We start from the raw sequence: 18,557 nt of genomic DNA on the forward strand, positions 1-18,557 counted from the left end.
CCAGATGCGCCACGCCGAACACACCGTCGTATCCGCCGCCTACGCCCTGGTCGACCGGGAACTGACCCGCGCGCTGATGCCGCGCATCCGGGAGGAGACGGTCAGGCTGCTGGACAGCCGCGTCCCGTTGCCGCCGTCCCTGCTGGAGGAGTTGACCGCCACCCGGGACCCGGAGCTGCGCACGGCGCTCGTCGCCTCCGCCGGGCACGCGACGACGTGTTCCAGCGGCTGGCCGGGCAGGGTGATCCCGCGCTGGCTACCGGTCTCTACGGCGAGCGCGAGTGGGACCGTACACCCGCTCAGCGCGACGCGGTGTGGGAGGGCGCGGTGGCCACGGCCGGGGACCCCGGCTGGCGGGCGCAGGACGGTCTGCCGGCGAAGCTGCTGGCGTCCCGGCGCCAGGAGCTGCTGGAACCGGCCCTGCTCTCGCCCTTCCCCGAGGTGGTGGCGCACGCGCGGAGCGTCCTCGACCGCAGGGCCGGCTCCGACAGGGGCGCGGGCTCCGGGACCCGGCCCACCGGGCCGTCGAACACCACCCCCCGGAAGAACCGGCAGTCGTGGGAACGCCACCCGTGGACGACGACGGAGTTGATCGGGGACTTCAGGGACAAGGGCTTCCACGGCACGACGGAGCTGCCGGCGGCACCGGGCGCCCTGGACTGGGACGCCCTGGTCGCGGAGCACCGTGCCGAGCCGTTCCGCGCCTCGGCACTGGCGGCTCTGTGGGGGCACCCGGACTGCCCGCAGGAGCTGGTCCTCGCCGCCTTCGAGGCCAACCGGAACAACACGCTGCCCGACGGCGCCGTCCACTGGCCGATGCTGGCGAGCCCCACTCTCGGCATGCTCGAAGACCACGCACTGTCCAAACTCCTCGGCCGCGGACTGGTCTCGGGCGCCGTCCCCGCCGAGCGCGTCCTGCGGGAGACGGCTCCGGCCCGCAGGATCCTGTGTGCCCTGCCGCACGGCCACGGGCCGGTACGGGACGCCCTGGTCGCCCAAGTCGCCCGGCTGGGACCGGATCTCGCGCCCTGGCGGGCCGTGTACGCGCTGCTCCCGCGGTTCTCCGGCACCGTCACCGAACTCGTGGACGCCGCGCTCGCCGAGGCGCCGAAACACCGTGACAAGCCCTGGCCGAAGCCGATGGGGCCCGAATTCCCCAGCCGTGGGACGTCGATCGGGCGCGCGGCATGGCTGTATCTCTACGACGCGGCGGGTCACGGGACGCGGTGCGCGCTCGTCGAGCACATGGACCTGCGCGCCATTCAGCAACTGCTGCTCTGGCACCGGCCGTCCCCTGAACTGCGCGCGTACATAGTCCGGTCGCGGGGCGCGTCGGCCCTCGCGGGCATCGCGTCGAGCTGGGACACCCGCCCTGAGGTGATCGAGGAGCTGATCCCGTACAACGAGTCCGAGGTCAACGCCGCGCTCTTCCTCCACACCGATCTCACCCCCGCCCAGCGCCGTCACGTGCTGTCCGGCCGGCGCTGGCGGGACGGAGGGTCGGCCGACACCCCCGCCGCCGACCGACCGGATTCCCGGCCCAGGCGACCATCGCCTTTCTGTCCAGGGCGCTGGCGCCGGGTGACTCGCCCGGCACCGAGGAGGTACGGGCCGCACGCCGCGCGGTCGCCGCACTCGCCAATGAGCACCTCTCGGACGACCCGGAGGGCTGGGCGCTCGCGCTCCGCCTGGCCCCGGACTTCGAGGGCACACTGCCGGACCTGCTGCTCGCGTCGGGCGCGGTGGTGAGCTGAGGGGCCCGGGGCCTGTGCGGCGGTTACGCGAAGCGCGAGACGTAGCGCTTCTGCCACGGGGTCTCGACCGCGTGGCGCGAGTAGTGCTCGCGGACGTAGGCGACGGCCCGCGCGTTCGGCACGCCGTCCAGGACGGCGAGACAGGCCAGGGCCGTGCCCGTACGCCCTCGGCCGCCGCCGCAGGCGATCTCGACGCGCTCGTCACCGGCCCGCTCCAGTGCCTCGCGCAGCGCCTCCGCCGCCCCGGCCCGGTCGGCCGGCAGCCGGAAGTCCGGCCAGCGCACCCAGCGGGCCGTCCAGTCGACGGCGGGCGGCTCCTTGCCGAGGAGGTGGAGCGCGAAGGCGGGCGCCGGGCCCGCCGGGAGGGGGCGCCGCAGTCCCCGGCCGCGTACGAGCCGGCCGGAGGGCAGTCGCAGCACACCCGCTGCCGTGGGCTCCCAAGTGGTGGTCACGGAGCCGAGGTTAGCCGGGCCAGCCGGGCCCGTGCGGCGAAACGGCCGACGCCGCCCAGCAGCGGTCGGCACCGGTGCCGGGAGGCGGGCCGGAACCGGTGCCGGGCGCACGGGTGTCCCGACTCGGACCTGTACTCGTCCCGTGGCTACGGCTTGACCGCCAGGAATCCCCACTGGACGCAGTCCTCGGCCCCGGCGGGAGCGGTGGTCCCGGCCGGCAGGACCAGTTCCGGAAGCGGGCGCAGTCCCGGCGGGAGCAGGGCCAGTCCGCGGGCGCAGTCGGCGATCTGCTCGGGCGCACGGGCGAGATAGGCGCCCTCGGGGTCGGCCTGTACGTAGTGCTCCTGCATCCTGAGCACGCCGGGCGTCTCGATCGTGTCGCACACCGCGAGGTAGGAGCCGGAGACGAAGCGGCTCGTGTAGCTCGCGACGAGGTCGGCCGCCTCGGCGGGCGGAAAGTGGCCGAGCGTGGAGAGCACCAGCAGGGCGACCGGCTCGTCCAGGTTCAGGGTCGTCGACACACCCTCCAGCACGGCTTCCACGTCACGGAAGTCCTGCTGGAAGTAGTGGATCCTGCCCTCGGGTGAACTTCTCAGCGCGCTCGCGTGGTTCAGGACGACGGGGTCGTTGTCGACGTAGACGACGCGTGACTCCGGTGCCACCTTCTGTGCCATGCCGTGGGTGCCGCTGCCGGTGGGGATGCCCGTGCCCAGGTCCAGGAGCTGGCGGATGCCGAACTCCCGTACCACGTGGTCCGCCACCCGCTCCTGGAAGGCCCGCGACTCCATGGCCGCCGTCTTGATCTCCGGGAAGTCGCCCATCATCACATCGCCGAGCTCCCGGTCGACCTGGTAGTTGTCCTGGCCGCCCTGCGCGTAGTTCCAGATCCGCGCGGAGTTGGGGACGGTGGGCATCACATTGGTTCCGGGGCGTACGGAGTCGCTCATCCGAAGTCCTTACTCGTCAGGGGCAGGGGAGTGAAACGGGGCGGTGCGAACCCGCTGGTCACATCCACCGCCATTCGGTAGTTCTCAACTGCGTCGGAGTCGTCGGTGATGAGCGTCATGGACGGATGGAGGCCGATCTGGATCAGCCTCTCCCCCATCCCGAACTCCTTGAAGCGGAGAATCTCCAGGTGGCCGCAGAGGCTGATGGCCAGGGGGTGCGGTACGCGCGGCGGAATGACCTGGATGGCCACCGAAGAACGTACGTCGGCGATACGGCTTTCAAGGTAGTCCAGTTGACGGGCCATCACTCCGGGACCGCCCACCCGGCGCCGCAGTGTGGCCTCCTCCAGCAGCACCCACAGGCCGGCCCGGTCCCTGCCGTTCCCGTCGCCGATGGTGTGCTCCTTGCGGGCCTCCAGCAGCTCCAGCCGCAGACGGCGTACGGCGGGGTCCTCGTACGGATTGCGCAGGCTCATCAGGGCCTCCGCGTACTCCGTGGTCTGGAGCAGGTCCGGCAGCACGCCGGGCGCGTAGGAGCGGATGCTGGTCGCCGCGGACTCCAGGTCGATGACACCGACCTCGGCGACCTCGCGCCAGGGGTGCCACCAGCCGGGTTTCTTCGCCTCCGCCAGCGCGCGCAGGACCTCGGCCCGCTCGTCGGCGGGCGTCTCGTAGAGGTCCAGCAGGACGCCGACCATGCGGGGGTTCGGCACCGTCTCCGCGTTCTCCCAGCGCGCCGGTGTCACCCGGTCCTTCTTGATCTTTTCGGCGACGCTCTGCAGCGTCATGCCCGCCGCTTCGCGCCGACGGCGCAGATCTGCCCCGAAACACCGCAAAGCGACCGTGGGGCCGGATCGTGGCTGACTCACCGGACCCTCCTCGCGTCCGCGGGTGGCGAGGGTCTTTTCCTCTCCGTTCGGCGCGCTCCACGATACCCGCCGATCGAACTCTGTCACGTTGCAGAGTGTGGGGTCGGATGGATATGCTGAAGTCTGGAGTTTCCCTACGCGGTACCCCCCCCAGACCGCCGCGCAGGGTTCGGGAACCGACCCCGCCGGACACGCCGAGAGGCGTGACAGGGCGGGGGGTCACGGAGAACCGATGCCATGCACGTCTCACTACCGGCCGTACCGGAGCAGATCCAGGTCGCGCGCCGTATCGTCCGCAAGGAGCTGGCCGGTCTCGGCTGGCCGTCGGCGAAGATCGCCGCCTGCGAGGAGATCGCTGTCCAGCTGGCCCGGCACGCCATCGGTGTCGTGGGCGTCAGCGGCTACTACCTCGGAGTGACGAAGCGCCCCGGGCCGCAGGGCGACGCCGTGGCCATAAGGGTCAGCGTGACGATCCTGGACTCGCCCGCCGCGCCGGCGACGGTGCCGGCGCAGGGCCGGCCCGCCGAGCCGACCGGACCGGCCGAGCCCGCGGGGCGCGTCGAGTTCGACGAGGACAACTCCCGCCTGGCCGACGTTCTGACGAAGCGATGCGGGACCCGGGTCAGCATCGTCGCGCAGCAGGGCAGTTGGGCGGCCTCGGCCACCCTCACGGCCGAGGTGCCCTGCGTCGGCGCGCGGCCGTGAGAGGCCGGTCGACCGCCGGATCGCCGCCCGGCGAGCACTGTCGGTCGGGCCCCCCTGACCAACCCGTCTTGGAGAGGCTGCTGTGGACGCACTGAGGGGTGCCGCATCCGATGACCCCACGTGGGAGCCCAGGCGTGAGACCACCGCGGCGCACACCGGAGCACGTCACGCGAGCAGATCATCCGTCGGGCAACCGCCGCCCCCGGCACACGCGGCGCCCCCCGCGCACACGGCGAATCTCGCCGCCGGTCACCGTCTGCCGCGGTCTCCGCGCGCCCGCAGGTGGACGGCCTGGTACCGGCCGACGAGCGCGGATCCGGTCCCGGTACGCGACCGTGGAGTCACGCACGGTGGGGAAGTGGCAGACGTGAGCCGTTCGGTACTGGTCGTCAGCGGAGCCAGCGGAAGCGCCGAGAGCGTCGCCGCCGCCTACGCCCGCCAGGACGACTGGGTCGGGTTCCTGTACGAGCGGGGGACCCCGCCCGACGAGCTGTACAACGTGCGCTGCGACGTGAGTGACGGACTGCAACTGGACGCCGCCGTATCGGAGTTCGAGACCGGGCACGGAGTCGTGGACGTCCTCGTCGTGGACGCCGACCGCCACGACCGGTACGGCGAGGAGACCGCCCACTCGGCGGCGGCCGGAACGCGGGCCCGCGCGAACGCGATCATCGGCCGCACGCTTCCCGGTATGCGCGAGGCGGGCCACGGACGGATCGTCCTGATCGCCTCCACGAAGGGTCTGGGCCGAGGCTCGGCCCTGTCCGGCGGCGCCCCGCACGCGGACCTGATGAGCCTGGCCTGGCACCTGGTCCACGAGTGCCGCGGCTCGGACATCACCGTCAACGTGATCACATACGGCTCCCCCGAGGGCGCCACCCGCCAGGGCCGCGCCCACCGCGCCCAGCAGATCGCGAACCTGGCGGTCCACCTGACCCGCCCGGAGGCCACCGACACGGGCGCGGTGATCCCGATCGAGGTCCTGGGCGCGATCCCCTCCCTGGGCCCGGCCCGCACGGACGGAGCGTCCTACCGGGGCCACTGACCGCCGCGTCTCCAGGGGGCCCCTCAGCCCCGGAGGCGCGGCACCGCGCCGGGAACGGACCTCCGCGGCGGGGCTCCCCGAGTCGAGCCCCGCGCGCGAGGCCGCCGCGTCAGGCGATCTTCGCCCCGTACACGTGGTCCACCGTCATCGCCATCAGCACCCGGCGGTCGGACACCATCACCGCGCGGTACTCGGCCCAGTCGGGGTGTTCACCGGAGGCGCGGCGGTAGTAGTCCACGAGTGCCTCGACCTCCCGGCCGTCGGGGTCGGTCCCCGGGCCGATGAGGGTGACCGGGCCCTCGGCCGTCGCCCAGGACCAGCCGTCGGGGCTGGTGACCTCCAGGGCGGCCCGCGGGTCCCGGCGCAGGTTCGCCGTCTTCGCGCGGCCCTCGGTCATCGATACGTAGAGGATGCCCGCCTCCTCGTCGTAGAAGGGCATGACGGGGGAGAGCTGCGGGCGGCCGTCCGACTTGATGGTGGCGAGCACGCCGAGGCGGCTCTGCGCGAGCAGTGCGCGCGGGTCGAACGGCGTGGACGGTGCGGATGATGTGGTCATGTCCGGCTCCAAGTCGTGACGGGACGTCGGCTGTTCCCGCGTCCTCTATGGCTCGCGGAAGAGTTCGATCATCGACGCATACCCCTCGGTGCCGTGGCCGTTCGCCACGGAACGTTCCGCCAGGGCCCTGACGAACTTGGGGAACTCGGCGCTGACGCCGAGGAATTCACTCTCGTGGACCAGGTGGTTCATCGAGGCCAGATGGGTGTTCAGGGTGGCGTCGACGGCCGGGTACGCGCCCTTGTCGATCTGCTCCGCGTAGCCGGGGACCCAGTCCGCGATCATCTTGACGCTCTTGGCCGCGAGCGGTGCGAACACCGAGGCGTCGACGCCCGCCGCGCCGAGTACGGCGGCGCCCTGGAGGAAGCTGTTCAGGACGCCCCACATCATGCCCAGCACCGCCACGTCGTACAGCGACGACAGGCCGTGGTCGTCGCCGAGGTGGGTCGCGGCCCCGCCGAAGAGCCGCAGGGTCGGCTCGTGGGCGTCGAAGGTCGCGCGCGGCCCGCTGTAGAGGACGACGGCGTCCGCCGTGCCCACGCCGTCCGGGTCGGTCAGGATCGCGCCGTCGAGATACGTGGCGCCGTGCCCCGCCGCCCACCGCGCCGTCTCACGGGCTCCCTCGGACGTGCCCGACGTCAGGTTCACCAGGACCCGGCCGTCGAGAGAGCCGGCCACCGGGTCGAGGAGTCCGTGCACGGCGTCGTAGTCCAGGACGCAGATGATCACGAGCTGGCTCGCCGCGACGGCGTCGGCGACCGAGTCCGCGAGCTCGGCGCCCTTGGCGACGAGAGGTTCGGCCTTGGCCGCCGTACGGTTCCACACGGTCGTGGCGTGCCCCTCGCGCAGAAGGGCCTCGGCCAGCGCCTGGCCCATCAGACCCAGGCCCAGCACGGTCACGGGTGCAGCAGCATTCATTCTTCGCTCCTCGATATGGCTTGGTGCGCGTGACAGAATCTTCAACGTTCATACCGATATGAAGGTCAAGGGGGAGCCGCCGTGCTGATCGGGGAGCTGAGCCGGCGGACGAGTGTCCACGCTCATCAGTTGCGGTACTACGAGGCCCAGGGCCTGCTCGAACCGGAGCGCGGAGCCAACGGCTACCGCGAGTACGGCAGCGACGCGGTCGTGACCGTGACGCAGATCAGAAGGCTCCTCGAAGCGGGGCTCTCGACCGAGGAGATCGCCTTCCTGCTGCCCTGTGCCACCGGCGCGGGACCCGATCTCCTGCCCTGCGACGACGTCCTGGAGATGCTCCGGGCGCGCCAGCGGGGACTGGACGATCACATCGACACGCTTCTCCGCTCGCGCCGGACGCTTCAGGAGTTCATCGACGCGACCGAGCGGCGGGCGTCGCCGTACGCCCGGTCCGGGGCATGCGAGGCCTGAGCGCGCCGGCGTCGGCACGGGTGTTGGCGTCGGCCGCGGGGATGTGTGCGGGGACGCGTGCGATCGAGCCAGTCGCGGAAGCGGGGGAACACCCGCTCCGTGTCCGGAAATCGCCCCCCGCGCATGGGCCATTTTGGCATCTACCCGGCAAGGCTTTAGGTTAGGCTCGCCTAAGTCTTCGGCCGGCCCCCCGGCGTGTGCCGCCGCCGCCGACCGCTCTGTTCTCATCCGAAGGGGCCCATGTCAGCGCCCGGCACGGCCCCCGGACCCACCCGGTCGGGGCCGCAGGCCCACCGGCCACGGCCGGCGCCGCACGGGACCCACCCGGGCCGGTTCGATTCCCCACCCCCCAGCCGAGGTTGAAACCGACGTGTCCGTCCAGTTCCCGCCATCCGCCGCGCCGCTCGTCGCCCACCCCGTGGACGTCCTGCCGGCCCCCGTCCGCAGCCGACTGCTGGAGATGGCGCGGGGCGCCGAACCCGTGTCGGCGTACGTGTACGACGGAGAGGTCGCCGCCGCGCGCGCCCGGGAGCTGCGCGCCGCGCTGCCCGACTGGGCGGCCGTCTACTACGCGGTCAAAGCCAACTCGTTCCCCGGCATCGTCCACGCCCTCGCCCCGCACGTCGACGGCTTCGAGGTCGCCTCCGTCAGCGAACTGGAACTCGCCCTGACAGCGGCCGGGTTCGCGGACACGCCGGCCGTCGTCGCCGCCGGGCCCGCCAAGTCCGTACCCGTCCTCACCGCGCTCGTCCGCGCCCGCGTCGAGGCGATCAACGCCGAGAGCCTGCTCGAACTCCACCGGATCAGCCGTATCGCCGTCGCCGAAGGCGTCACCGCGCGCGTCGCGCTGCGCGTCAATCCGGCCGGCATCCCGATCAGCGGCTCGCTCCACATGGGCGGCGCGCCCTCGCAGTTCGGGGTCGCCGAGCCCGACGTGCCGGACGTCCTGGCCGCCGCGGGCAAGCTCCCCGGCCTCGACATCGTCGGCTTCCACATCCACGCCGCGTCCAACAACCTCGACGCGGACACCCATGCGGCGTACCTGCGTTGGTGCGTCGAGTGGAGCGTCCGCACGGCCGCCGCCACCGGCATCGAGCTGCGGCACATCGACATCGGCGGCGGCATAGGCGTGGCGTTCGAGGGCGAGGCGCCCTTCGACATGGCCCGCTTCGGTGAACTCACGGCGCTCGTCGAGCCACCCGTAGGGGTGAAGGTCGTGCTGGAGCCCGGCCGGTTCCTGGTGGCGGACTGCGGCTGGTACGCCGCCGAGGTGACCGACGTCAAAGCCTCGTTCGGCGAGTGGTTCGCCGTACTGCGTGGCGGAATCAACCACTTCCAACTGCCCACCTCCTGGGACATCGTGCACAACGTCGCCGTGCTGCCCGTCGACGCGTGGGAGGCGGGTGAGGGGTGTCCGAGGCCCGCCGCCGAACACACGCGTGTCACCGTCGTGGGCGAGCTGTGCACGCCCGAGGACACCCTGCTGCGCGACGTGTACGTCGAGCGGGTGCGCGCCGGTGATCTCGTCGTCTTCCCCAACGCGGGCTCCTACGGCTGGGAGTTCGCCATGCACGCCTTCCTCGGCCACCCGGTCGCCGGGCGCCAGCTGCTCTGAGCCGTCTCCTCCACCTCATACTCCGGAGCCGATCCATGACCGTTCCCGCTGCCACGCTGTCCGCCTCCGGGTATCCCGCCGGTGACCCGGACACCGGCGACGCCGGCGCCCCCGGTGACGCCCACTCCATCCTGGAGCGGCAGCGCGCCAGGGAGTCGTCCGCGCGCACGTACGCCCGCAGCTTCCCGATCGTCCCGGCCCGCGCCCACGGGATGACGATCGAGGGCGTCGACGGCCGCCGCTGTCTCGACTGCCTCTCCGGCGCCGGAACGCTCGCGCTCGGCCACAACCACCCCGTCGTGCGCGAAGCCCTCCGGCGCACGCTCGACAGCGGGGCGCCACTGCATGTGCTCGACCTCGCGACACCGGAGAAGGACGACTTCACCGACGCGCTGTTCGAGACGCTGCCGAAGGCGTTCGCCGACCGCGCCCGCGTCCACTTCTGCGGGCCCGCCGGGACGGACGCCGTCGAGGCCGCGCTGAAGCTGACCCAGACGGCGACCGGGCGGCGCGGAGTGCTCGCGTTCACCGGCACGTTCCGGGGCAACACGCTGGCGATGGCGACGGGCGCGGCGACGCTCCGGTACGTCACGCGCGAAGGGCTGGCGGAGCGGTCGGCGACGGTCGGCGCGCGGATGTCGGCGCGGCTCGACGGGCTGCGGTCCGAACTGCCGCTGATCGGCGACGTACGGGGGCGCGGGCTGATGATCGGCGTCGAGATCATCGACCCCGAGGGGCCGTCGGACTCCTGCGGGGCCCGGCCGGTGGCGCCCGGACTGGCGGCGCGGGTTCAGGAAGGCTGCCTGAAGCGGGGGCTGATCCTGGAACTGGGCGGGCGGTTCGGGTCGGCGGTGCGGCTGCTGCCGCCGCTGGTGATCACGGACGAGGAGGCCGAGTCGGTGCCGGAGCGGCTGACGGAGGCGATCGCCGAGGTGGCGAAGGCGCCGGGGAAACCGAAGCCGTCGAAGGCACCGGAGTCCGTGGACGGTGCCGGGGCCGTGGGTGTTTCCGGGCGGGCGGCGTGACCACGGAGGCGCTGGGCGCCGCCGTCGAGGACGTACTGCGAGCACTCCGGCCGGAGACCGGGACCGAGTTGTCGGGCGGGGTGGGCGGAGCCGCCGCGCTGGAGCCGCTGGTACGTGACGTGCTGGGTGCGCTCGCGGCGGGCGCGGCACGGCGCGGCGGGCCGGTCGCGGCCGGTGCGCCGGCCGGGATCGAGGCGGCCGTCGCCGAGGTGTTCCGCACCGCGGGCGGTCCCAGGGCGCTCGGCGAGCTCACCGAACTGCTGTCGTACGGCAGCGCGGACCCGGCCGACCCCGCGTGCGCGGCGCATCTGCACTGCCCGCCGCTGGCCGTCGCCGTCGCCGCCGACCTGGCGGTGTCCGCACTGAACCCCTCCCAGGACTCCTGGGACCAGGCCCCTGCGGCAACTGCCCTGGAAACACTGCTCCTTCAGGAGCTGGCGGCCATGCTCGGGTACGACCCCGCCGAGGCGGCGGGCGTGCTCACCTCGGGGGGCACCGAGTCCAACCTGATGGGCCTGATGCTCGCCAGGGACCGGGTGCTCGGCGCGGCGACGGGCCGGCAGATCGAGCTGACGGGGGTGTCGAGGACGGGCGCCGGGGTCGGCCCGGGGGCGGTGGCCGGGGCACGGCCGAGGATCCTGGCGTCCGCCGCCGCGCACTTCTCGGTGCAGCGGGCGGCGGCCCTGCTCGGGCTCGGCGAGGACTCGGTCATCCCGGTCGCCGTCGACTCCCAACTCAGCATGAAATCGGGCGCGTTGGCGGCGAAGCTGGAGCAGTGCGTCGAACGCGGGCAGCTGCCCGTCGCGATCGTCGCGACCGCCGGTACGACCGACACGGGCGCGATCGACCCGCTGCGGGAGTGCGCGGAGCTGGCGGCGGAGTACGGGGCATGGCTGCACGTGGACGCCGCGTACGGGGGCGGCGCGCTGCTGTCCGACCGGCTGGCGCCACTGCTTGACGGTATCGAACTGGCCGACTCCGTCTCCCTGGACTGGCACAAGCTGGGCTGGCAGCCCGCCGCCGCCGGGGTCTTCCTGGTGCGGAAGTCGCAGACGTACGCCTCGCTCGCGCGCCGCGCGGTCTATCTGAACCCGGCGGACGACGAGGAGGCGGGCTATCCGAGCCTGCTGGGTCTCTCACTGCGGACGACGCGCCGCGCGGACGCCTTCAAGATCGCGGTGACGCTGCGGACGCTGGGCCGGGAGGGGCTGGGGCGGCTGGTCGACGCGTGCCACGAGCTGGCGGTGGCGGGGGCGCGGGCGGCGGCCGCGCATCCGCGGCTGGAGCTGCACGGCGGGGGCGGGCCGGGTGGCGGAGATCCGGTGCTGACGGCGTTCCTGTTCCGGTACGTGCCGGCGGAGGGCGCGGCGGACGGGGCCCGCACCGACCACCTGAACGCTTCGCTGCGCCGGCGGTTGCTCCGCGAGGGCGGCGCGGTCGTGGGCCGCACGGAGCTGCCGGGGGAGGGGCCGGGGCGCGTACGGCTGAAGCTGACACTGCTGAACCCGCATGCGACGGTGGCGGAGGTGGAGCGGCTGCTGGACGCGGTGGTGGCCGCGGGTGTGGCGGAGGAGGGGTTGTGAGCGGGGCGGGTGGTTGGCGGTGCGCTGCCCCGGACCCCGCTCCTCAATCGCCGGAGGGGCTTGATCGGTCCGCCGGGGTCGATCCGCTCGATCTACCCGATCCCCTCCGCGCCGCCGACTCCGTCGCCGTCGAGACCCTGCTCCGTGCCTACGTCCGGGAGACCGGGACCGACGTGCCCGGCAGCGGCAGCCTGCTGTATCTGGCCCTGCCGTGCAGTGCGCTGACCCTGCGCGTGCGGGTGCTGTACCGGTCCGTCACCGGGTGGCACCGGTTCGGGAGCGTACGTGTCGTCACCTCCGGCAAGGGCGGCAGCCTGCCCGCCGACGTGGGGCTCGTCGCCGCCGCGCTCGTACGCGAGTCCACCCTCGGGCGCGGCGCGCCGCCGTACCTCGGCGCCGATGCCGTCGGGCGGATCGTCAACTCCGCCGTGCGGACCGGGGCGCACCTGGTGCGGCGGCGGGGCGAGACACCGGGGACGCGAGGGGTGACGCCGTTTCTCGACGCCGAGCAGGCGTTGCTGCTCGGGCACCCCTTCCACCCCGCGCCCAAGAGCCGCGAGGGCGCATCCGACAGCGAACTCGACGCGTACTCACCGGAGTTGAGAGGATCCTTCCCGCTGCACTGGTTTGCCGTGCACCCGGACGTCCTCGTGGGCGAGAGCGCGGACGGGCGCACCCCCGCCGAGTTGCTGCGCCCCCTCACCGACGGGCTCGGGCTGTCCGTACCCGACGGGATGACCGTGGTGCCCGCGCATCCGTGGCAGGCGCGGGACGTGCTCGCGAGGCCCGCCGTCCGCCCGCTCGTGGACGCGGGGCTGCTGCGGCCGCTGGGGCCCGCCGGGCCCCACTGGTACCCGACCTCGTCCGTGCGGACCGTGCACCGGCCCGACGCCGGCGTCATGCTGAAGCTCTCCCTCGGTATGCGGATCACCAACTCCCGCCGCAACAACCTGCGCGGCGAGATGCGGCTCGGTGTCCGCGCGGCCCGGCTGCTGGCCGCCGGGCCCGCCGGACGGCTGCGGGCCGAGCATCCGGAGTTCGGGATCCTGCGCGACTCCGGGTGGGTGTCGGCCGGTGTGGACGGCGACGCCGAGACGGGGCTGGAGACCGCCGTACGCGACAACCCGTTCCGGGGCGGCGCAGGCGACGGGCTCTGCGTCGCCGGGCTGGTGGCCGAGCGGACCGGGCCCGGCGACGGCTCGCCGCCCGCGCACCGCGCGCTGCTCTCCGAGGCCGTCGCCCGTACCGCCCGCGCCCACGGTGTCTCCACCGCGGAGGCGTCCGCGCGCTGGCTGGCCGCGTACCTGGACGTGCTCGCCGTTCCGCTCATCCGTCTCCGCGCCTGGTACGGCATCGCGCTGGAGCCGCACCACCAGAACACACTGGTCGCGCTCGGCGCGGACGGACTGCCGCGCGCCGGCTGGTACCGCGACAGCCAGGGTTACTACGTCGCCGCGTCCCACGCGGCCGACACGGAGCGGCTGTTGCCGGGCGCGGCCGACGGGCTCGACCTTGTCTTCGACGACGCGTTCGTGGACGAGCGCGTCGCGTACTACCTCGGCATCAACAACCTCCTCGGCCTCGTCGGCGCGTTCGGCGCCCTCGGGCTGGCCGACGAGGGCGACCTGCTGCGCGTGCTGCGTGCCCGGCTGGAGCGGCTGCGGGCCGCGGAGCCCGGCGCGAAGGCACTGCTCGACCTGCTGCTGGACGCGCCCGTGCTGCGCTGCAAGGGCAACTACCTGACCTGCGTGGACGGGCTCGACGAGCTCGTCGGGGACGTCGAGTCCCAGTCCGTCTACGTCGACCTGACCAACCCCCTCGCGGAGGCCCAGCGGTGACCGAGTCCGAGCCCGAGTCCGAATCGAGTACCCCTGTGTACGACCTGGTCGGCGTCGGCATCGGTCCGTTCAACCTCTCCCTCGCCGCCCTGGCGGACGGTGCCCCGGAGCTGCGCACGCTGTTCCTCGACGCGAAGCCCGCGTTCTCCTGGCACCCCGGTCTGCTGATGGAGGGCACCACCCTCCAAGTCCCCTTCCTGGCGGACCTCGTGACGATGGTCGATCCGACGAGCCCCTGGTCCTACCTCAATTATCTGCGCCACCACGACCGGATGTTCCCCTTCTTCTTCTCGGAGCGCTTCCACATACCGCGCCGCGAGTACGACGCCTACTGCCGCTGGGTCACGGAGGGGCTGGCGTCCTGTCAGTTCGACGCCCACGTGGACCGGTTGGGGTGGGACGAGCGGCGGGAGCTGTTCGTCGTCGCCCACCGCACGGCGGACGGCGCCCTCACCCGCGTCCTCGCCCGGCAGGTCGTCCTCGGGGTGGGGACGAACCCGGTCGTGCCGGAGCCGCTGCGCCCGCTGCTCGCGGACAGCGCGCACACGGGCCGTGTCCTGCACAGCGCCGACTACCGGACGCACCGCGCACGGCTCGCCGCCTGCGACGACGTGACCGTCGTCGGCGCCGGCCAGTCGGGCGCCGAGGTCGCGCTGGACCTGCTGCGGCACCAGGACGGGGCGGGGGCGGGCGGCCCGTACGTCCGCTGGCTCGCCCGCACGAACGCGTTCGCGCCGATGGAGTACTCCAAGATCGGGCTCGAACACTTCACACCGGACTACATCCGCTACTTCCGCGCCCTCCCGGAGGACCGGCGGGAGCAGCTCGTACGGGAACAGTGGCAGCTCTACAAGGGCGTCAGCGACGAGACGCTGGGCGAGCTGCACGACGAGATGTACGAGCGGACGATCGGCGGGACGGACCCGAGGGCCGCGCTGCATCCCGGAGTCGAGATCGTCGCGACCGAAGTGGCGGGCGGCGACTACGTGTTGACGTGCCGTCACGCGCAGCAGGACGCGCTCTTCGAGATCCGGACGTCCGCGATCGTCTCGGCCACCGGGTACGCGGCCACCCGGCCCGCCTTCCTCGACGGCGAGGAGGGCGAGGGCGGCGAAGGCGGCGAGCGGGGTCTCGGCACGCTCGTGGACTGGGACGCACAGGGCAGGTACCGGATCGACGGCGAGTACCGCGTCGCGCTCGACCCCGGAGTGTCGGGCACGCTGTACGTCCAGAACGCGGAGATGCACACGCACGGCGTCGGCGCGCCCGACCTGACCCTCGGCGCCTGGCGCGCGGCGACGATCCTGAACGCCGTGGCCGGGCGGACGGTGCTGCGGGTCCCGGAGCGGGCGGCGTGGACGACGTTCGGGGTGCCGCGCCCCGGCTCCGGCACGGACCGCGCCCACCCCCACCTCCCCGCGCCCGCCTCCGCCCATTCCGCCGTCCACGAGGAGAACGTCCGATGAACCAACTCGACCGGGACGCCTGGGAGCAGGCCGGCCGACGGCTGCTGATCAAGGCCGTCGAGGAGTTCGCGTACGAGGAACTGCTCGTCCCCCTACCCGACGCCGGGACCGCCGGCCAGTACCGGCTCGACCTCGGCGACGACGTGCACTGGACGCTGCGCGCCGCTCGCGGCACCTTCGGGACCTGGCGTGTCGAGCCCGGCAGTCTGCTCCGCCACCCGGACGTCGGCGACGGCCGGGAGGCCGGCCCCGAGCGCCTGCTGCTCGACGCGCGCGGTGTCCTCGGCTGGGACGGTGTCACCACCGCCGAGGTCCTGCGTGAGCTGACCGCCACCCGGCGGGCCGACGCCGAGGCGATCACCAGGGCGCTGCCCGCCGCCGAGCTGGCCGATCTGGACCATCTGGAGCTGGAGGCGTACCAGGACGGGCATCCCTGCATGCTCCTCAACAAGGGCCGTCTCGGTTTCGCCGCCTCCGACGCCGCCGCCTACGCGCCCGAATCCGCCCCCGCCGTACGGCTGTTGTGGGCCGCCGTGCACAGCGACCTCGCCACGTACTCCGGCGTCCCCGGGCTCGACGCGGAGCGGCTGCTCGCCGAGGAGCTGGACCCGGCGACGCGGGAGCGGTTCGCGGCCGTCCTCGCCGAGGAGTGCGCCCGGAACGGCCTGAGCGGCGAGGAGTTCAGCTGGCTGCCGGTGCACCCCTTCCACTGGGACGAGGCCGTCGCCACCCTCTTCGCGCCCTATCTCGCCGAGGGCCGCATCGTGGCGCTCGGGCAGAGCGACGACCGCTACCGTCCCCTCCAGTCGATCCGCACCCTCGCCAACATCGACCACCCGCACCGCCGCAACGTCAAGGTTCCCCTCCTCATCCGCAACACCCTTGTCTGGCGGGGGCTTTCGACCGAGCCGACCGAGGCCGCGCCCGACGTGAGCGCCTGGCTGCACTCCGTACGGGACGCCGACCCGTATCTGAGCCAGGAGCTGCGCATCCATCCGCTCGGCGAGGTCGCGGCCGTCGCCGTGGGGCATCCGCTCTACGAGTCGGTCAAGGACGCCCCGTACCGCTACCACGAACTCCTGGGCGCCGTCTGGCGCGAGCCAGTGGCCGCGCTGCTCGACACGGACGCGGGGGAACGCGCCCGCACCATGGCCGCGTTGCTCAAGACCGGCTCCGACGGGCGCGCGCTCACCGCCGAGCTGGTCGAGCGCTCCGGGCTCGGACCCACGGCCTGGCTGGAACGATTCTTCGGGGCGCTGCTGCCGGGGCTGCTGCACTACCTCTACCGCTACGGCGTCGCCTTCTGCCCGCACGGCGAGAACACCGTCGTCCTCTTCGACCGCGACGAGATCCCGGTCGGTACCGCGGTCAAGGACTTCGCCGAGGACGTGAACCTGCTGCCCGGCGCCCGGCCGGAGTACGCCACGCTCTCCGAGCGCGCCGACCGCGTCCTGCTGCGCTGGCCGGCCCACGAGCTGGCGCACTCGCTGCTCAGCGCGGTCTTCGCCGGGCACTTCCGGTTCTTCGCCCCGCTGTGCTCCGCCCAACTCGGCGTGCCCGAGGACGAGTTCTGGGCACTCGTCCGCGCCGAGATCGAGCGCTACCACGCCCGGTTCCCGGAGCTGGCCGACCGCTTCGACTCGTACGGGCTCCTCGCCCCGTCCTTCGACCGCGTCGCGCTGAACCGTGAACAGCTCCTGGGCGGCGGCTTCCACGACCGCTCGGAGCGCGACGAGGGCTTCGACGTCGTGCACGGCACCGTGCCGAACCCGCTGGCAGCCGCACCGGCACGAACAGGGGAGCGGATATGACCGGGGAACGCCCTTCACCGTACGAGCGGCTGCGCGCCGACGCCGCCGCGGGGCGGGTCGAGGAGGTGATCGTCGCCGTCCCCGACATCCAGGGGCGGCTCCAGGGCAGCCGGCTCTCCGTCCCGTACTTCCTCGACGAGATCGACGGCGCGGGCGAGAGCGGCGGGGACGGTGACGGTGACAGCGACGGCTTTGGCGCGTGCGTCTATCTCCTCGCCTCCGACGTGGAGATGGACACCCGCCCCGGCTACGCCATCGACGCCTGGCGGACCGGCTTCGGCGACTTCCTCCTCCGCCCCGACCCCGCCACCCTGCGCACCCACCTGCCCTGGGACGAGGGCACGGCGCTCGTCATCGCCGACGCGCACTGGCCGGGCGCCGGGGGCTCACCGGTCGCCGTCGCCCCCCGCCACGTCCTGCGCACACAGCTCGACCGACTCGCCGAGCGCGGGCTGACCGCGCTCGCCGGTACGGAACTCGAATTCCTCGTCTTCCTCGACACCTACCGTGCCGCCCGCGAGACCCGCTACCAGGGCCTGACGTCCGGGACCGCGTACAACGTCGACTACTCGCTCCAGGGCCTGTCCGGCATCGAGCCCGTCGTGCGCCGGATCCGCCGAGAGATGGGCCGGGCCGGGCTCGCGATGGAGACGGCGCGCGGCGAGTGCCACGCGGGGCAGTACGAGATCGTCTTCCGCTACGCGGAGGCGATGACGACCTGCGACAACCATGTCTTCTTCAAGAACGGTGCCAAGCAGATCGCCGCCCAGGAGGGCGTGGCGCTCACGTTCATGCCCAAGTTCGACGAGGGCGAGGGCAATTCGTGCCACATCCATCTGTCGCTGCGCGGCGAGGACGGCACAGCCGTCCTCGCCGACGCGTCCGCCGACGACGGCATGTCCGCCCTGATGCGGCACTTCGTCGCCGGTCAGCTCGCCTGTCTGCCGGACTTCGCCCTGCTGATGGCGCCGAACATCAACTCCTACAAGCGACTACAGCCCGGAGCCTTCGCGCCGACCGGCATCACCTGGGGCCGGGACAACAGGACGTGCCCGATACGGGTGGTGGGGACCGGGTCCTCGATGCGCATCGAGCACCGGGTGCCGGGCGGGGACGCCAACCCGTATCTGGCGGTCGCCGCGGCGGTCGCCGCCGGTCTGTACGGGATCGAGCACCGGCTCGAACTCCCGCCCCCGCACCGGGAGAACGCGCTCGCCGATCCGTCGGTGCCCCGGCTGCCCGGCACGCTCACGGAGGCGCTGCACCGCTGGGAGAGCAGCGGGATCGCCGCGAAGGTCTTCGGTGAGCCGGTCGTCGCGCACTACGCGCAGGCGGCCCGTACCGAACTGGCCGCGTTCGAGACGTCGGTGACGGACTGGGAGCGGATGCGCGGCTTCGAGCGGCTGTAGCCGCCGGAAGGCCGGGCCGGCGGCGAAGCCGGCCCGGCCCGTCAACAGCTCGGGCGACAGGAGACCTAGGGCCTGTCGTTCGGATCTTGCCGG

The 18,557-nt window shown here is 73.0% G+C and carries 17 protein-coding genes; 11 read left to right on the forward strand and 6 right to left on the reverse strand.

The window, feature by feature from the left end; all coding sequences use genetic code 11:
* Nucleotides 1-39: 39 nt before the first annotated feature.
* A complete protein-coding gene (locus SSPS47_RS17625; protein WP_164251931.1) occupies nucleotides 40-183 on the reverse strand; it encodes a hypothetical protein in 144 nt (47 codons plus the stop codon).
* Between the two features lie 33 nt (nucleotides 184-216).
* On the opposite strand from SSPS47_RS17625, the gene SSPS47_RS17630 reads away from it, so the two are divergent.
* On the forward strand, nucleotides 217-1,749 hold the full coding sequence (locus SSPS47_RS17630; RefSeq protein WP_164251932.1) for a hypothetical protein: 1,533 nt from the start codon (nucleotides 217-219) through the stop codon (nucleotides 1,747-1,749).
* A gap of 28 nt (nucleotides 1,750-1,777) precedes the next feature.
* Here the strand turns inward: SSPS47_RS17630 and SSPS47_RS17635 are convergent, their stop codons facing one another.
* From SSPS47_RS17635 to SSPS47_RS17645, 3 genes are all read right to left on the reverse strand, one after another.
* A complete protein-coding gene (locus SSPS47_RS17635; RefSeq protein ID WP_164251933.1) occupies nucleotides 1,778-2,206 on the reverse strand; it encodes a protein-tyrosine phosphatase family protein in 429 nt (142 codons plus the stop codon).
* A gap of 146 nt (nucleotides 2,207-2,352) precedes the next feature.
* Nucleotides 2,353-3,153, reverse strand: coding sequence for an SAM-dependent methyltransferase (locus SSPS47_RS17640; protein ID WP_164251934.1), 801 nt, complete (start codon nucleotides 3,151-3,153; stop codon nucleotides 2,353-2,355).
* The gene (locus tag SSPS47_RS17645) at nucleotides 3,150-4,109 is read right to left on the reverse strand and encodes a helix-turn-helix transcriptional regulator (protein WP_343234890.1); all 960 of its coding nucleotides are present in this window, start codon (nucleotides 4,107-4,109) and stop codon (nucleotides 3,150-3,152) included. The genes SSPS47_RS17640 and SSPS47_RS17645 overlap by 4 nt, the downstream gene beginning before the upstream one ends.
* Before the next feature lie 150 nt (nucleotides 4,110-4,259).
* Here SSPS47_RS17645 and SSPS47_RS17650 point away from each other — a divergent pair, with 150 nt between their 5' ends.
* Both SSPS47_RS17650 and SSPS47_RS17655 read left to right on the forward strand, forming a co-directional pair.
* Complete coding sequence (locus tag SSPS47_RS17650) at nucleotides 4,260-4,727, forward strand: hypothetical protein (protein WP_164251936.1); 468 nt, start codon at nucleotides 4,260-4,262, stop codon at nucleotides 4,725-4,727.
* Nucleotides 4,728-5,085: 358 nt separating this feature from the next.
* On the forward strand, nucleotides 5,086-5,772 hold the full coding sequence (locus tag SSPS47_RS17655; protein ID WP_164251937.1) for an SDR family NAD(P)-dependent oxidoreductase: 687 nt from the start codon (nucleotides 5,086-5,088) through the stop codon (nucleotides 5,770-5,772).
* A 109-nt stretch (nucleotides 5,773-5,881) separates the two neighbouring features.
* Here the strand turns inward: SSPS47_RS17655 and SSPS47_RS17660 are convergent, their stop codons facing one another.
* Nucleotides 5,882-6,328, reverse strand: a complete 447-nt coding sequence (locus SSPS47_RS17660) for a PPOX class F420-dependent oxidoreductase (RefSeq protein ID WP_164251938.1) — start codon at nucleotides 6,326-6,328, stop codon at nucleotides 5,882-5,884.
* Between the two features lie 45 nt (nucleotides 6,329-6,373).
* The gene (locus tag SSPS47_RS17665) at nucleotides 6,374-7,246 is read right to left on the reverse strand and encodes an NAD(P)-binding domain-containing protein (protein ID WP_164251939.1); all 873 of its coding nucleotides are present in this window, start codon (nucleotides 7,244-7,246) and stop codon (nucleotides 6,374-6,376) included.
* 81 nt (nucleotides 7,247-7,327) lie between these two features.
* Here SSPS47_RS17665 and SSPS47_RS17670 point away from each other — a divergent pair, with 81 nt between their 5' ends.
* The 8 genes from SSPS47_RS17670 to SSPS47_RS17705 all read left to right on the forward strand — a co-directional run bounded on the left by SSPS47_RS17670 (nucleotide 7,328) and on the right by SSPS47_RS17705 (nucleotide 18,464).
* Nucleotides 7,328-7,717: a MerR family transcriptional regulator gene (locus SSPS47_RS17670; protein WP_164251940.1), complete on the forward strand. Its 390-nt coding sequence runs from the start codon at nucleotides 7,328-7,330 to the stop codon at nucleotides 7,715-7,717.
* 370 nt (nucleotides 7,718-8,087) lie between these two features.
* A complete protein-coding gene (locus SSPS47_RS17675) occupies nucleotides 8,088-9,332 on the forward strand; it encodes an alanine racemase (protein ID WP_203557867.1) in 1,245 nt (414 codons plus the stop codon).
* Between the two features lie 35 nt (nucleotides 9,333-9,367).
* Nucleotides 9,368-10,357, forward strand: coding sequence for an aminotransferase class III-fold pyridoxal phosphate-dependent enzyme (locus SSPS47_RS17680; RefSeq protein ID WP_164251941.1), 990 nt, complete (start codon nucleotides 9,368-9,370; stop codon nucleotides 10,355-10,357).
* A complete protein-coding gene (locus SSPS47_RS17685; protein WP_239064947.1) occupies nucleotides 10,354-11,940 on the forward strand; it encodes a pyridoxal-dependent decarboxylase in 1,587 nt (528 codons plus the stop codon). The genes SSPS47_RS17680 and SSPS47_RS17685 overlap by 4 nt, the downstream gene beginning before the upstream one ends.
* Entirely contained in the window at nucleotides 11,937-13,778 is a 1,842-nt protein-coding gene (locus SSPS47_RS17690; protein ID WP_164251942.1) for an IucA/IucC family protein, read from the forward strand. Before SSPS47_RS17685 ends, SSPS47_RS17690 begins: the two co-directional genes overlap by 4 nt.
* A complete protein-coding gene (locus SSPS47_RS17695) occupies nucleotides 13,775-15,244 on the forward strand; it encodes a SidA/IucD/PvdA family monooxygenase (protein ID WP_203557868.1) in 1,470 nt (489 codons plus the stop codon). The genes SSPS47_RS17690 and SSPS47_RS17695 overlap by 4 nt, the downstream gene beginning before the upstream one ends.
* Complete coding sequence (locus tag SSPS47_RS17700; protein WP_164251943.1) at nucleotides 15,241-17,055, forward strand: IucA/IucC family protein; 1,815 nt, start codon at nucleotides 15,241-15,243, stop codon at nucleotides 17,053-17,055. The genes SSPS47_RS17695 and SSPS47_RS17700 overlap by 4 nt, the downstream gene beginning before the upstream one ends.
* Nucleotides 17,052-18,464 (forward strand): glutamine synthetase family protein, encoded by a 1,413-nt coding sequence (locus SSPS47_RS17705; RefSeq protein ID WP_164251944.1) that lies wholly within the window; start codon nucleotides 17,052-17,054, stop codon nucleotides 18,462-18,464. The genes SSPS47_RS17700 and SSPS47_RS17705 overlap by 4 nt, the downstream gene beginning before the upstream one ends.
* Nucleotides 18,465-18,557 lie beyond the last annotated feature (93 nt).

Source organism: Streptomyces sp. S4.7, assembly GCF_010384365.1.
In the GTDB taxonomy this organism is placed as follows: domain Bacteria; phylum Actinomycetota; class Actinomycetes; order Streptomycetales; family Streptomycetaceae; genus Streptomyces.

Bases quoted from the DNA above. Each gene is read 5' to 3' on its own strand.
- SSPS47_RS17640 (WP_164251934.1), bottom strand. From the start codon at position 3,153: ATGAGCGACTCCGTACGCCCCGGAACCAATGTGATGCCCACCGTCCCC.
- SSPS47_RS17650 (WP_164251936.1), top strand. From the start codon at position 4,260: ATGCACGTCTCACTACCGGCCGTACCGGAGCAGATCCAGGTCGCGCGC.
- SSPS47_RS17660 (WP_164251938.1), bottom strand. From the start codon at position 6,328: ATGACCACATCATCCGCACCGTCCACGCCGTTCGACCCGCGCGCACTG.
- SSPS47_RS17665 (WP_164251939.1), bottom strand. From the start codon at position 7,246: ATGAATGCTGCTGCACCCGTGACCGTGCTGGGCCTGGGTCTGATGGGC.
- SSPS47_RS17680 (WP_164251941.1), top strand. From the start codon at position 9,368: ATGACCGTTCCCGCTGCCACGCTGTCCGCCTCCGGGTATCCCGCCGGT.
- SSPS47_RS17700 (WP_164251943.1), top strand. From the start codon at position 15,241: ATGAACCAACTCGACCGGGACGCCTGGGAGCAGGCCGGCCGACGGCTG.
- SSPS47_RS17705 (WP_164251944.1), top strand. From the start codon at position 17,052: ATGACCGGGGAACGCCCTTCACCGTACGAGCGGCTGCGCGCCGACGCC.